We start from the raw sequence: 16,056 nt of genomic DNA on the forward strand, positions 1-16,056 counted from the left end.
GTCGACGCCTTCGTCGAGGTCGGCCCGGACAGCGTGCTGGCCTCGCAGATCGGCCACGACACCGACCTGGTGGTGCCGACGCTGCGGCGGGACCGCGACGACGAGACCGCGCTCGTCACCGCGCTGGCCCGGCTGCACGTGGCCGGCGTCGGCGTGGACTGGCCGGTGCTGTTCGCCGGGGCGGGCGCGCGGCGCGTTCCGCTGCCCACCTACGCGTTCCAGCGCGAGCGCTACTGGCCCGAGCCGGCCCCGGCCACCCCGCCCGGCCCAGACGCCGAGTTCTGGGCCGCCGTGGATGGCGGCGACCTGGCCGCGCTGACCGCCTGGCGGGACCGCCAGGACGAGCCGGCGTGGCGCTACCGGATCACCTGGCGCCCGGTCACCCCGGCCGCGACACCCGGTCGGCGGCTGGTCATCGTCCCCGCCGGCGACGACCCCTGGGTCGCCGCGGTCGCCGCGGCCCTCGGCGGCGACGTCGTCACCGTGGGGGCGCCGCTGCCGGCCGGCGACCACGACCAGGTCGTGTCCGTCCTGGCCGGCTGGCCGCACGAGCTTGCCGCGGCGCTCGACCAGGCCGGCGTCACCGCGCCGCTCTGGTGTGTGACCCGCGGCGGCGTCTCGGTCGGCCGTTCCGAGCCGGCCGCCGACCCCGGACAGGCCGCGATCTGGGGTGTCGGCCGGGTCACCGCCCTGGACCACCCGGCCACCTGGGGCGGCCTGATCGACCTACCCGAGACCCTGGACGAGCGGGCCCTGGCCCGGCTGGTCCTCGGTGACGAGGACCAGATCGCGGTCCGCGCCTCGGGCGTGTACGCCCGCCGCCTGGTCCGCGATGCCGCCGACGGACCCGCGTGGCAGCCGGCCGGCACGGTCGCGGTCACCGGCGGCCTGTCCGGTTTCGGCGTGCCCACCGCCCGGTGGCTCGCCGCGCACGGCGCGGACCACGTCGTCATCGTCGGCGAGGGCGACGACGAGGCGCTGCGCGCCGACCTGGCCGCGGTGGGCGTCGAGCTCACCGTCGCATCCTCGCTGGACGGCCTCGCGCCGGACGCCGTGCTCTTCGTGGCCGAGGGCGGTGCCCGCGGCGACGACCCGGCCGCCGTCGTCGGCGCCCTGCGCGGCCAGCTCGACGGCGTCCTGCACGCCGCGGACAGGGTCATCCTGTTCGCCTCCATCGCCGGTGTCTGGGGCATCGCGGGCCAGCCCGGCCCGGCGGCCGCCAGCGCCTACGTCGACGCGGTCGCCGCCGGGCACCCGCACGCCATCGCGGTGTCCTGGGGCGCCTGGATCGGGCCCGGCTCGGACGACCTCGCCGTGCATCTGCGCGTCAACGGCCTGCCGGCGATGGACCCGGCCAAGGCGCTGACCGCGCTCGCCCGCTCGGCCGGGAAGTCGGTCACCGTCGCGGACGTGGCCTGGGAGCGGTTCGCGCCGGCCTTCACCCGTACCCGGCCCGCGCGGCTCTTCGCCGACCTGCCCGAGGCCCGGGTGGCGAAGCCCGCGCCCGCGATCGGGGCGGCGGCGGTCGCGAGGCTCGACACCGCGCGGCTGCTCGCCTTGGTGCGCGCCGAGGCCGCCGCCGTGCTCGGCCACCCGGACCCGGACGCCGTGCCGGCCAACCAGCCGTTCCGCGACCTGGGCTTCGACTCGCTGACCGCGGTGGACCTGCGCAATCAGCTGGCCGCCGCGACCGGCCTGGCTCTGCCCGCCACGCTGGTCTTCGACTACCCGACACCGCAGGCCCTGGCCGGGTTTCTGCGCGCCGGGCTCGCCGGCGACGCCGGCGACGTGATCGCGGCCCCGGCGCCGGGCGTCGCCGGCGACCCGATCGTCGTCGTCGGCATGGCCTGCCGGTACCCGGGCGGGGTCCGCTCGCCCGAGGACCTGTGGCGGCTGATGCTCGACGAGGTCGACGCGATCGGTGACTTCCCGACCGACCGCGGCTGGGACCTGGACCGCCTCGCGCACGGCGACGCCGACGGCCGGGGCCGCAGCGTCACCCGGAACGGCGGATTCCTCTACGACGTCGCCGACTTCGACCCGGAGTTCTTCGGCATCTCGCCGCGCGAGGCGATCGTCCTGGACCCGCAGCAGCGGATCCTGCTCGAGGCGTCCTGGGAGGCCCTGGAGCGGGCCGGCATCGACCCGGCCGGGCTGCGCGGCGGCGACGCCGGCGTCTTCGTCGGCGGCGGCAGCGGCGACTACCGCCCCGACCTCGGCCACGTCGGACATGTCGAGACGGCGCAGTCGGCCAGCCTGCTCGCCGGCCGGGTCTCATACACGCTCGGCCTGGAAGGGCCGTCGGTCACCGTGGACACCGCCTGCTCGTCGTCGCTGGTCGCGCTGCACCTGGCCGCGCAGGCGCTGCGGGCCGGCGAATGCTCGATCGCGCTGGCCGGCGGCGTCACCGTGATGTCGACCCCGGTGGGCTTCGTCGAGTTCGGCGAGATGGGCGCGCTCGCCGCCGACGGCCGCTGCCGGGCGTTCTCCGACTCCGCGGGCGGCACCGGCTGGTCCGAGGGCGTCGGCATGCTCGTGGTCGAGCGGTTGTCCGACGCGAGGAACCGCGGCCACACCGTGCTGGCCGTGCTGCGCGGCTCGGCGATCAACTCCGACGGCGCCTCCAACGGGATCACCGCACCGAACGGGCCGTCGCAGCAGCGGGTCATCCGGCGCGCGCTGGCTCAGGCGGGGCTGCGCGCCGCCGACGTGGACGCGGTAGAGGCGCACGGCACCGGCACCTCGCTCGGCGATCCGATCGAGGCGCAGGCGCTGCTCGCCACGTACGGCCGCGACCGGGAGACCCCGCTGCTGCTGGGCGCGCTGAAGTCGAACATCGGGCACACACAGGCCGCGTCCGGCGTAGCCGGCGTGATCAAGATGATCATGGCGATGCGGCACGGCACGCTGCCGAGGACGCTCCACCTGGACCGCCCCTCGGCACACGTCGACTGGACCGCGGGCGCGGTGTCGCTGCTTTCCGCGGCCACGGCCTGGCCCGTTGTGGACCGGCCGCGGCGCTCCGGCATCTCGGCGTTCGGCGCCAGCGGCACCAACGCGCACGTCATCCTCGAGCAACCCGGCGAGGAGCCGGAGACGACCGGGGGCGGTACGCCGTCGGTCGTCGCGGTGCCGATCTCCGCGCCCGGTCGTGAGGCCGTCGCCGACCAGGCCCGCCGACTGCTCGACACCGGCATCGCGCCGGCCGACCTCGCCCGCACGCTCAGCGCCCGCACGCACTTCGAGCACCGCGCCGTCGTCCTCGCCGCCACCGCCGGCGAGTTGCGCGACGGCCTGGCCGCGCTGATCGACGGCACGCCGTCCGCCCGCGTCGTGCGCGGCACCGCCAGGCCCGGCGGCACCGCGTTCCTGTTCTCCGGGCAGGGCGCGCAGCGCCTCGGCATGGGCCGCGAGCTGTACCGGCGGTTCCCGGTCTTCGCCGAGGCGTTCGACGCGGTCTGCGCGCACTTCGACGGGTTGCGCGACGTGGTCTGGGGCGACGACGCGCAGATCCTGGACGAGACCGGCTGGACCCAGCCCGCTCTGTTCGCCGTCGAGGTGGCGCTGTTCCGCCTGGTCGAGTCCCTTGGCGTACGGCCGGACCACCTCGCCGGGCACTCGATCGGCGAGTTGGCCGCCGCGCACGTGGCCGGCGTCTTCTCCCTGGACGACGCGGTGCGGCTGGTCTCGGCCCGGGCCCGGCTCATGCAGGCCCTGCCACCGGGTGGGGCGATGGCGGCCCTCGAGGCGACCGAGCGGGAGGTCACCGCCCGGCTCACCCCGGGCGTGGCGATCGCCGCGGTCAACGGCCCCGGCGCCGTCGTCATCGCCGGTGACGCCGCCGAGGTGGACGCGATCGCGGCCGGATTCTCCGCCGACGGGCGCAAGACTAGGCATTTGCGGGTCAGTCATGCATTTCACTCGGCTCATATGGACGCCATGCTCGAGGAGTTCGGCCGGGTCGCCGCCACCGTGTCGTACGCCGCACCGGCGATTCCGCTCGTCTCCGGCCTGGCCGGCGACGTGGCCGACGCCGCTCTCGTCGCCGACCCGGCGTACTGGGTCCGGCACGTCCGCGAGACGGTGCGCTTCTCCGCCGCGGTCGGCGCACTGACCTCGCTCGGCGTCACCACGTTCGTCGAGATCGGCCCGGACAGCGTGCTCAGCGCGATGGCCCGGGACAGTGCGCCGGACGCGGTCATCGTGCCGGTGCTCCGCAAGGACCGCGGCGACGAGGCCGCCCTGGTGCACGCCCTGGCCCGGCTGCACGCCGCCGGCACCACGCCGGACTGGCAGGCGTTCTTCGCGGGCACCGCCACCCGCCGCGCCGACGCGCCCACCTACGCCTTCCAGCGCCGGCGGTTCTGGCCCGAGCCGCGCCCGGCGGCGAAGACGGTCGACGCGGCGGACGCCGAGTTCTGGTCGGTCGTGCAGAACGAGGACTTCGACGCACTCACCGGCACCCTCGGCGTGGACGGCGACTCGCTGGCCCGGGTCCTGCCGGCGCTGTCGGACTGGCGCCGCCGCCGCGCCACGCAGTCCACGGTGGACGGCTGGCGGCAGCAGATCGCCTGGCGGCCGCTGAACCGGGCGGCCGGCGGACCGCCCACCGCCACCTGGATCGTTGTCATCCCGGCCGGTACCGGCGCCGAGGCGTGGGTCGCCGGCGTGGTCGCCGCGCTCGGCGCCGGCGCGACCTGCGTCGAGATCGGCGCCGCGGAGCGGGACGGCATCGCGGCGCGGCTGCGCGAGCACCTCGGCGGCCGCGACGTCGCCGGCGTGCTGTCCCTGCTGGCCCTCGCCGAGGAGCGCACCGGCGGCGTGCCGGCAGGCGTCCTGCTGACCGCCTCGCTGCTGCGGGCGCTCGGCGACGCGGGCGTCACCGCGCCGCTGTGGTGCGCCACGCGCGCCGCGGTCGCCGTACACCCGGGCGAGCCGGTGCCCGGCGCGCTACAGGCCGGCGTGCACGGTCTCGGTCGCGTCGCCGCGCTGGAGCACCCGCAGCGCTGGGGCGGCCTGATCGATCTGCCGGAGACGCTCGACGCCGGCGCGGCCGCCCGCCTCGCCGCGGTGCTGGCCGACCCGCAGGGCGAGGACCAGGTCGCCGTCCGGTCCGCCGCGGTATTCGGCCGCCGCCTCGCCGCGGTACCGGAACGCCCGGCCCGCGAGTGGGACCCGGACGGCACGGTCCTGATCACCGGTGGCACCGGCGCCCTCGGTGCCCGGGTCGCCCGGCGGCTCGCCACGGCCGGCGCCCGGCACCTGGTGCTGCTCAGCCGCGGCGGCCCGGACGCGCCCGGCGCGGCCGAGCTCGCCGCCGAGCTGGGCGAGCGGGTCACCATCGCGGCCTGCGACGCGGCCGACCGGGCCGGCCTGGCCGCGGTGATCGACGCCATCCCGGACCTGACCGCGGTCGTACACGCCGCGGGGGTGGTCGACGACGGCGTCCTGGACGGGCTCACCGCGGCACAGTTCGCGACGGTGTTCCGGGCAAAGGTCACCCCGGCGTTGCTGCTCGACGAGCTCACGGCCGGCCTCGACCTGGCCGTGTTCGCGCTGTTCTCCTCGGCGTCCGCCGCGGTCGGCAACCCCGGCCAGGCCAACTACGCCGCCGCCAACGCCGTGCTGGACGCGCTCGCCGAGCAGCGGCGCGGCCGCGGCCTCGCGGCCACCTCGGTGGCCTGGGGCGCCTGGGCCGGCGGCGGGATGGCCGCGGACACCCGCGCGGCGGTGGCGGCCCGGCGCACCGGCATCAGGCCGCTCGACCCGGACCTCGCGGTCACCGCGCTGCGCCAGGTCGTGCTCGCGCCCGAACCGGTCGCGCTGGTCGCCGACGTGGACCCGCAGCCGTTCATCCGGGCCTTCACCGCGGCCCGGCCGGCCCGGCTGCTGGTCGAGCTGCCCGGCTACGACGCCATGACCGCCGCCGCCGCCGCGGTAGTCGCCGCCGGCGCCGACCTGACGGCCCGGCTGGCCGCGCTGCCGGCCGGGGAACGGCTCGCCGAGGTGGTCGGGCTGGTCCGCCGGCTCGCCGCCGAGACGCTCGGCCTGTCCGACGTCACCGCGGTCGGCGAGGAGAAGGCGTTCCGGGACTACGGCCTGGACTCGCTCAGCGCGGTCGAGCTGCGCAACCAGCTGAACGCGGCGACCGGGCTGGACCTGCCGTCCACGCTGGTCTTCGACCACCCCACGCCGGCCGCGCTCGCGGAGCACGTCCTCGAGTCGTTGTTCGCGGGCCCGCCGGACGGCGGCGCGGGCGACGACGAGTCCGCGCTCCGGGCCGTTCTCGCCACCGTCCCGCTGGACCGGCTGCGCGAGATCGGCGTCCTCGAGCCGCTGATGAGGCTGGCCGGCCGCGCCACCGACGCAGCGGCGTCCCTGGACGACGACTCGATCGACGCGATGGACGTCGACAGTCTCGTCCAGGCGGCGCTCAAGGAGCAGGGAGACTCATGACCTCGCCCAGTGACCGGGTCGTCGAGGCCCTGCGCTCGTCGGTCAAGGAGACCGAGCGGCTGCGCCGGCAGAACCAGCAGCTGGTCGCCGACCGCACCGAGCCGATCGCGATCGTCGGGATGAGCTGCCGGTACCCGGGCGGGGTCCGGTCGCCCGAGGACCTGTGGCGGCTGCTGATCGACGGCGGCGACGCCATCGGCGGGTTCCCGGACGACCGCGGCTGGGACCTGGGCGCCCTGCGCGAGGCGGGGGTGGACGCCCGCGGCACGCAGGTCAGCCAGGAGGGCGGCTTCCTGGACGGCGTGTCCGGCTTCGACGCCGGTTTCTTCGGCATCTCGCCGCGCGAGGTGGTCACCATGGACCCGCAGCAGCGGCTGTTGCTGGAGACGTCCTGGGAGGCCTTCGAGTCGGCCGGCATCGACCCGGCGTCGTTGCGGCGCAGCCCGACCGGCGTCTACGTGGGCACCAACGGGCAGGACTACGCGTACCTGCTGGTCCGCGACGTCGGCGACGCCACCGGCGACATCGGCACCGGCATCGCGGCCGGCGCGGTCTCCGGCCGGGTGTCCTACACCCTGGGCCTGGAGGGGCCGTCGCTGACCGTGGACACGGCGTGCTCGTCGTCGCTGGTCGCGCTGCACCTGGCGGTGCAGGCGCTGCGCAACTCCGAGTGCACCCTGGCCCTGGCCGGCGGCGTGAACGTGATGTCGACCCCGGGTTCCCTGATGGAGTTCAGCCGGCAGGGCGGCCTGGCCCGCGACGGGCGCTGCAAGGCCTACGCGGACGGCGCGGACGGCACCGGCTGGGCCGAGGGCATCGGCCTGCTGGTATTGGAGCGGCTCTCCGACGCCGAGCGCAACGGGCACGAGGTCCTCGCGGTGATCCGCGGATCGGCGGTCAACTCCGACGGCGCCTCCAACGGGTTCACCGCGCCGAACGGGCCCGCGCAGCAGCGCGCGATCCAGCAGGCGCTGCGCAGCGCCGGACTGCGGCCGGCCGACGTCGACGTGGTCGAGGGGCACGGCACCGGTACCCCGCTCGGCGACCCGATCGAGGCGAACGCGCTGCTGGCCGCGTACGGCCAGAACCGGGACGTGCCGCTGCTGCTCGGCTCGATCAAGTCGAACATCGGGCACACCCAGGCGGCCGCCGGCGTCGCCGGCGTGATCAAGATGGTGCTCGCCCTGCGGCACGGCGTGGTACCGGCGACCCTGCACGCGGCGCGGCCGTCGTCCCGGGTGAACTGGGCGTCCGGCGCGGTGCGGCTGGCCACCGCCGCGACGCCGCTGCCCCGGCACGACCGGCCGTGGCGGGCGGGTGTCTCCTCGTTCGGCATCAGCGGCACCAACGCGCACGTCATCGTCGAGCAGGTGAGCGCCGAGACGCCCGCGCCGTCGGCGCCGGCGATCGTCCCGCTTCCGGTGTCCGCGCGTACCGCGGCCGCCCTTGAGGCGCAGATCGCGGCCGTGCGCGCCGTCGACGCCTCGTCGGTGGACGTGGGGTTCTCGCTCGGCCGGCGTACCGCGTTCCCGTACCGGGCCGCGCTGATCGGCGACGCGGTCGTCCGCGGCGAGGCCGCCGTCCGCACCGTCGGCCTGGTCTTCTCCGGGCAGGGCTCGCAGCACGCCGGGATGGGACGCGGCCTGTACGCGCGGTTCCCGGTCTTCCGGGACGCCTTCGACGCGGCGAGCGCGCACCTGAACGTCGACTGGGACGACCTCGATCAGACCGGCAACGCCCAGCCGGCCATCTTCGCCGTCGAAGTCGCCCTGTACCGGCTCCTCGAGTCGTGGGGGGTGCGTCCGGCGATCCTCGGCGGCCACTCCGTCGGCGAGATCACCGCCGCGCACGTCGCCGGGGTCCTGTCCCTTCAGGACGCGTGTGCGCTGATCACCGCGCGTGCCCGGCTGATGGCCGCGCTGCCCGCGGGCGGTGCGATGATCGCCGTGCGGGCCGACCCGTCGTCGGTGGAGCCCGCCGACGGCGTCTCGGTCGCGGCGATCAACGGCCCCGACTCCGTCGTCCTTTCCGGTACGGAGGCCGCGGTGGCGGCCGCGGCGTCCCGTTTCGGGCGCAGCCGGCGCCTCAACGTCAGCCACGCGTTCCACTCCGCGTTGATGGATCCGATGCTGGCGGACTTCCGCGCCGCCCTCGCCGGGATCGCGTTCCATCGGCCGGCCACGCCGCTGGTCTCGAACGTCACCGGCCGGGTCGAGACCGACCTGTTCACCGACCCGGGGTACTGGGTGCGGCACGTCCGCGAGACGGTCCGGTTCGCCGACGGCATCGAGGCCATGCGCGCGGCGGGTGTCGACACCTTCGTCGAGGCCGGGCCCGACTCGGTGCTCGCCTCGCTGATCGACGCCGACGTCGTGGTGCCGACGCTGCGCCGCGACCGCGACGAGCAGACCGCCGCCGCGATCGCGATCGGGCGGCTCTGGACCGCGGGCGTCCCGGTGGACCTGAGCCCTTGGTTCGCCGGCGGCCACCGGGTGACCCTGCCGACGTACGCGTTCCAGCACGAGCACTACTGGCCCGCACCGGCGGGAGCCGCCGACGTGGCCTCGGCCGGGCTCACCGCCGCCCGGCACCCGCTGCTCAGCGCCGCGGTCGCCCTGGCCGGCACCGACGAGACGGTCTTCACCGGCCTCGTACCCGCCCTGCGCGACACCGCCTGGCTGGAGCTCGCCTTCCGGGCCGGCGACGAGGTCGGCATGCCGCACGTGCGCGACCTCGAGATCACCGCCGCGCTGGACGGGCCGGCCGCGATTCAGGTCCGCGTCGGCGCGGCCGTCGACGGCCGCCGGCCGATCACGTGCTCGTCGCGGGTGGCCGGCGGCGAGTGGGTCCGCAACGCGCACGGCACCCTGGACGACCACCGCAGCGGCGCCCTGCCGGCCGGCGACGACACCGCCGAGTTCACCGTCGCTGAGCCCGGGACGTACGGCGTCAGCCCCGACCTGCTCGACCAGCTCTTCGCCGGCGACCGGCGACCGATCGCCTGGCGCGACGTCACGCTGCACGCCTCGGCCGCCACCACGATCCACGCCCGGATCACCCCGACCGGCGACGACACCGTGGAGATCGCCGCCGTCGACCCGGCCGGCGGGCCCGTTCTCACCGCGCGCGGTGTCACCCTCGGTGCGCGCGCCGGCGTGGCGAAGGCGGCCGGTTCGCTGCTGCGCCTGGACTGGGTTGCCGCCGAGCCGGTCGAGGGCCCGGAGGCCACGCTCGTCGCCGCGACCTTCGCGTCCGAGGGCGACGACGTTCCCGCCGAGACCCGCCGCCTCGCCGCCGCCGCGCTCGCGACGGTCCAGCAGTGGCTGAACGAGGAGAGCGACGATCGCCTGCTGGTCGTCACCCGCGCCGGCGACCTGGCCGCCGCCGCGGTGCACGGCCTGGTCCGCTCCGCCGAGGCGGAGAATCCGGGCCGGTTCGTGCTCGCCGAGACGGACGGCGAACTGCCACCGCTCGCGGGCTTCCTGGCCGCCGGTGACACCGAGTTCCGGGTCCGCGACGGCCGGGTCCTGGTGCCGCGTCTCGTCCGTGCCGACGCGGCGGGTGCCGAACCGTGGACGCCGCGCGGGACGGTGCTGATCACCGGCGGCACCGGGGGGCTCGGTTCCGAACTCGCCCGCCATCTGGCCGCGAAGGGTGTTGATCTGGTCCTGGTCAGCCGCCGCGGTCCCGACGCTCCCGGCGCGGACCGGCTACCGGGCCGGGTCGTCGCCTGCGATCTGACCGACCGGGCCGCGGTCGACGCCCTGGTGGCCGACATCCCGGAGCTGAGCGCGGTCATTCACACCGCCGGGGTCCTGGACGACGGTGTCGTCAGCGCGCTGACTCCCGAGCGTCTCGACGCGGTTCTCGCGCCGAAGGTCGACGCCGCCTGGAACCTGCACGCGGCCACCGCGAACCTGGACGCGTTCGTGCTGTTCTCCTCCACCTCCGGCGTGATGGGCAGCGCCGGGCAGGCCAACTATGCGGCGGGCAACGTCTTCCTGGACGCGCTCGCCGGGTACCGGCGGTCCCGGGGCCTGGCTGGGCAGTCCCTGGCGTGGCCGGCCTGGGCGTCCGGCGCCGGCATGACGGCTACTCTGAGCGACGCGGAGCTGCGCCGCATCTCCGCGTCCGGCATGCCGCCGCTCACGGTCGAGCGGGGACTCGCCCTGTTCGACGCGGCCGTCGCCGTCGACGAGTCGTACCTGATGCCGGTCAGCATGCCGTCGTCCGGCGCGCCGATGCCGGCCGTGCCGCCGGTGCTGCGCAACCTGATCCGGGTCGGCCGCCGGGTCGCTGCCGCCGGCCCCGGCGGTGACGCGGCCCTCGCCGCCCTCGCCGGGCAGCTGCTCGCCCGGAGACCCGATGAGCGGCAGCGGTTCGTCACCGACCTCGTCCGCACCGAGGCCGCGGCCGTGCTCGGCCACGCCTCCGCTGCCGCGATCGAGGCCCGGCGCGAGTTCCGTGACCTCGGCTTCGACTCGCTCACCGCGGTCGAACTGCGTAACCGGATCTCCGCGGTGAGCGGCCTGCGCCTGCCGGCCACCATGGTCTTCGACCACCCGACCCCGGCCGCGCTGGCCGGCCGGATCGTCGCGGACCTCATGGACGAGCACGCCGACGAGCCCGCCACGGTCCGCGCCGTCGCCGCCGACGACCCGGTCGTCATCGTCGGCATGGCCTGCCGGCTGCCCGGCGGCGTCGCCTCGCCGGACGAGCTGTGGGACCTGGTCGCCGGCGGCCGCGACGGGATCACCGGGTTCCCCGAGGACCGCGGCTGGGACCTGCGGTCGCTGTTCGCCGCCGGCCTGGACCGGCGCAGCACGAGCGCCACCAGGTACGGCGGATTCCTGCACGCCGTCGGGGACTTCGACGCCGGCTTCTTCGGCGTCTCCCCGCGCGAGGCGCTCGCCATGGACCCGCAGCAGCGGCTTCTGCTCGAAACGAGCTGGGAGGCCGTCGAGCGGGCCGGCATCGACCCGGAACGCCTCGCCGGCAGCCGCACCGGCGTCTTCGCCGGCGCGGGCGGGCAGGATTACACGCAGCTGGTGATGAACTCGCGGGAGGACGTCGAGGGTCACGCCAGCACCGGCCTGGCCACCAGCGTCATCTCGGGTCGGATCTCCTACACGCTCGGCCTCGAAGGTCCGGCGGTGACCGTGGACACGGCGTGCTCGTCGTCGCTTGTCGCGTTGCACCTGGCCGCGCAGGCGCTGCGGGCGGGGGAGTGCGACCTGGCCTTGGCCGGCGGCGTCACCGTGATGTCCACGCCGACCAGCTTCTCCGGCTTCACCCGGCAGGGCGGCCTGGCCCCGGACGGGCGCTGCAAGGCGTTCGCCGACGCCGCGGACGGCACCGGCTGGGCCGAGGGCGTCGGCGTGCTCGTGGTCGAGCGGCTCTCCGACGCGCGGGCCAACGGCCACGAGATCCTCGCGGTCGTGCGCGGATCGGCGGTCAACTCCGATGGCGCGTCCAACGGCCTGACCGCCCCGAACGGCCCGTCCCAGCAGCGTGTCATCCGGCAGGCGCTGGCAAGCGGGGGACTCTCCGCCGCCGAGGTGGACGTGGTCGAGGGGCACGGCACGGGCACGACTTTGGGTGATCCGATCGAGGCGCAGGCGTTGCTGGCGACGTATGGCCGGGATCGGGAGGTTCCGCTGCTGTTGGGCGCGCTGAAGTCGAACATCGGGCACACGCAGGCGGCCTCGGGCGTGGCCGGGGTCATCAAGATGGTCATGGCGATGCGCCACGGTGTCGTTCCCCGAACGTTGCACGTGGACCGGCCGTCGACGCACGTGGACTGGTCGGCGGGCGCGGTGCGGTTGGTGACCTCGCCGGAGCCGTGGCCGGTGGTGGATCGGCCGTGGCGTGCGGGTGTGTCGTCGTTCGGTATCTCCGGGACGAACGCGCACGTGATCATCGAGCAGGCGGCTCCGGTCGAGCTCGCGCCGACCACTCCGGTGCCGGGACCCGCCCCGCTGCCGGTCTCGGCGCGCAGCGCGGCCGGGCTCGACGCGCAGATCGCCCGCGTGCGCGCTGCCGCCGGCGAGCCGTCCGACGTCGGATACTCGCTCGCCACCACCCGGGCCGCCCTGCCGCACCGCGCGGTGCTGGCCGGCGACACGGTCACTCGGGGGGTGGCCGCCGATCACACGGTCGGCGTGATGTTCTCCGGTCAGGGTTCGCAGCGCGCCGGGATGGGCCGGGGCCTGTATAGGCGGTTCCCGGTGTTCGCTGCGGCGTTCGACGCGGCGGCCGCGTACCTGGGTGATGTCGACTGGGACGACCTGGATCAGACGGGCAACGCTCAGCCGGCGATCTTCGCGGTCGAGGTCGCGTTGTATCGGCTGCTGGAGTCGTGGGGCGTGCGCCCGGACGTCGTGGGCGGGCATTCGGTGGGTGAGATCACGGCCGCGCACGTCGCCGGGGTCCTGTCCCTGAAGGACGCGTGCACCCTGATCGCGGCGCGCGCCCGGCTGATGGCCGCCCTGCCCGCCGGCGGCGCCATGATCGCCGTTCAGGCCTGCGAGGCCGACGTCGCGCCCGGCGACGGCGTGTCGATCGCGGCGGTAAACGGCCCGGACGCCGTCGTCCTGTCGGGGGAGACGGCGGCGGTCGAGGCGGCCGCCGCGCGCTTCGCGCGCACCAGGCGGCTCACCGTCAGCCACGCCTTCCACTCCGCGCTGATGGACCCGATGCTGGACGCCTTCCGCGAGGTCGCGCGGGGGCTGACGTTCCACGAGCCGACCCTGCCGATGGTCTCCAACGTGACCGGCGGGCCGGTCACGGCAAGCCTGGTCACCGACCCCGACTACTGGGTACGGCACGTGCGCGGCACGGTCCGCTTCGCCGACGGCGTGGCGGCGATGCGCGGCCTCGGCGTCGACACGTTCGTCGAGGCCGGGCCCGACTCGGTCCTCGCGTCGCTGATCGAGGCCGACATTGTGGTGCCGACGCTGCGCCGCGACCGCGACGAGGCCGACGCGATGCTGGCCGCCGCGGCAGCCCTGCACGTGAACGGCGTCGACATCGACTGGACACCCTGGTATCCGGGCGCCCGCCGGATCGCCCTGCCCACCTACGCGTTCCAGCACGAGCGCTACTGGCCGCGCCCCGCCTCCACCGGCGGCGACGTCACCTCGGTCGGCCAGAGCGCCGCACATCACCCGCTGCTCGGCGCGGCGGTGCCGGTGGCCGGCGCGGACGAGGTCATCCTCACCGGCCTGCTCTCGCTGCGGGTGCACCCCTGGCTCGCCGAGCACGAGACGGTACCCGGCGCCACCTGGCTGGAGCTCGCGCTCCGGGCGGGGGACCAGGTCGGCTGCGACCGCGTCGAACGCCTGGAGATCGGCGCGCCGCTCGCGCTGACCGAGCAGTCCGCGGTGGCGCTGCAGGTCCGTGTCGGCGAGCCCGGCGACGACGGTGTCCGGCCGGTCGCCGTACACTCCCGCGCCGACGACGGCCCGTGGGTCGAGCGCGCCCGCGGCGCGTTGGCACCGGACGGCGGCGAACCCGGCGAACTCGGACCCGACCCGGTCGAGGCGACCCTGCCGGACGGCCTGGCCGGCGACGCCGGGTACTTCTGCCTGCACCCGGAGCTGCTGTCCGCCCTGCTCGACCCCGACCTCGAGCCCGCCGGGTTCGCAGGCGTCACCCTGCACGCCACCGGCGCCAGCACGCTGTCGGCCACGCTGACCAGGCGCGCCGCGAACGGCTACCGGATCGCCGCCGCCGACCCGGCCGGCGCGCCGGTGCTCACCGTCGAGTCGGTGACCCTGCGTGAGCCCGCCGCCGTCTCCGGCGCCGAGGCGCCGCGCGGATCCCTGCTCGACCTGCGCTGGAACGCCGCCGGCACGGCACCCGCCGGACGACGGGTCACCCTCGCGACCACCCTGGACGACCTGCCCGGTGACGTCGACCTGGTTCTCGCGCCGGTCACCGGGGACACCGGCGACGTAGCCGCCTCCGCGCACGCGCTCACCGCCCGCGCCCTGGAACTGGTGCAGCGGTGGCTCGCCACCGACCGGTTCGGCGACGCCAGGCTCGCCTTCGTCACCGACGGCGCGGTCAGCACCGGCGACGACGACCCGATCCGCGACGTCGCGGCGGCCGCCGTCTGGGGCCTGGTCCGCGCCGCACAGTCCGAGCACCCGGACCGGTTCCTGCTGGTCGACACCGCCGCCGGGCTGGACTCGGTGCCAGACGACGAGGCACAGTTCGCGGTCCGCGACGGGGTGACCCTCGTGCCCCGTCTGGCCCGCTGCGACGCGCGCGGATCCGCCCGGTGGGCGCCGCGCGGCACGGTCCTGATCACCGGCGGTACCGGTGGTCTCGGGTCCGAGCTGGCCCGTCATCTGGCGGCGAAGGGTGTCGACCTGGTTCTGGTGAGCCGTCGCGGGCCGGATGCTCCCGGCGCCGATCTGCTTCCCGGCCGGGTCGTGGCCTGCGATATGACCGATCGGGCGGCCGTCGACGCTCTGGTAGCGGGCATCCCGGAGCTGAGCGCGATCGTGCACACCGCGGGTGTGCTGGACGACGGCGTGGTCACCGCGCTGACCCCGCAGCGCCTTGCCGCGGTCCTGGCGCCGAAGGTGGACGCCGCCTGGAACCTGCACGAGGCGACCCGAGACCGTGGCCTCGACGCGTTCGTGCTGTTCTCGTCGATCTCGGGCGTGATGGGCAGCGCCGGGCAGGGTAACTACGCGGCCGGCAACGTCTTCCTCGACGCGCTCGCCGGGTACCGGCAGTCGCGGGGCCTGCCCGCGCAGTCGCTGGCCTGGTCCGCGTGGGCGCCCGGCGCCGGCATGACCGCGACGCTGGGCGACAGCGACCTGAAGCGCGCCTCCTCCGGCATGCCGCCGCTCACCGTCGAGCAGGGACTCGCCCTCTTCGACGCCGCCACCGCGGTGCGCGACCGGCCCTACCTGATGCCGGTCAGCATGTCCTCCACCCGGGTCCGGATGCCCGGCGGGGTACCGGCCGTGCTGCGGGACCTTGTCAGGGGCGCCCGGCGCACGGCGGCGGGCAGCGCCGGGGGAGCGGCCACCCTGGCCGTGCTCACCCAGCACCTGGCCGGGCGCCGCGACGACGAGCGGACCCGCTACGTCGCCGACCTGATCCGCACCGAGGCCGCCGGCGTGCTCGGCCACGCCTCCGCGGCCGCGATCGACGCCCGGCGCGAATTCCGTGACCTCGGCTTCGACTCGCTCACCGCGGTCGAACTGCGTAACCGGATCTCCGCGGTGACCGGCCTGCGCCTGCCCGCCACCATGGTCTTCGACCACCCCACCCCGGCCGGGCTCGCCGAACACCTCACCAAACAACTCGTCAGCGAGCACGCCGCGAACCAGGGCCCCTCCCTGATCGCGGACCTGGACCGGCTCGGCGCCGCGCTGAGCGCCAGCGAACCCGACGAGGTCACCCGGGCCGCGGTCGCCACGCGCCTGCGCCGAATGCTGGACGCCTGGCGCGCGACGGAACCCGGCACCGGCGCCGTCGCCGAACGGCTCGGTACCGCGTCCGCCGACGACCTGTTCGCCTTCATCGACGCCGAACTCGGCCGCCACGGCGATCGCTGAGTCGCGTTACTCGCTACCCGGA

At 75.8% G+C, this 16,056-nt stretch carries 2 protein-coding genes (1 of these 2 only partly in view); both read left to right on the forward strand.

Annotated elements, in window-relative coordinates; genetic code table 11:
• On the forward strand, nucleotides 1–6,456 hold the end of the coding sequence (locus BJ971_RS10005) for a type I polyketide synthase (RefSeq protein ID WP_221478768.1). The gene continues 20,568 nt to the left of window position 1, outside the view; only the last 6,456 of its 27,024 coding nucleotides appear in the window; the start codon falls outside the window, past its left edge; its stop codon occupies nucleotides 6,454–6,456.
• Nucleotides 6,453–16,034: a type I polyketide synthase gene (locus BJ971_RS10010; protein ID WP_184991848.1), complete on the forward strand. Its 9,582-nt coding sequence runs from the start codon at nucleotides 6,453–6,455 to the stop codon at nucleotides 16,032–16,034. Before BJ971_RS10005 ends, BJ971_RS10010 begins: the two co-directional genes overlap by 4 nt.
• Nucleotides 16,035–16,056 lie beyond the last annotated feature (22 nt).

The organism is Amorphoplanes digitatis (assembly GCF_014205335.1).
GTDB classification, from domain to species: domain Bacteria; phylum Actinomycetota; class Actinomycetes; order Mycobacteriales; family Micromonosporaceae; genus Actinoplanes; species Actinoplanes digitatus.

Excerpts from the sequence above, each read along its gene's own strand:
- BJ971_RS10010 (WP_184991848.1), top strand. The coding sequence starts at position 6,453 with ATGACCTCGCCCAGTGACCGGGTCGTCGAGGCCCTGCGCTCGTCGGTC.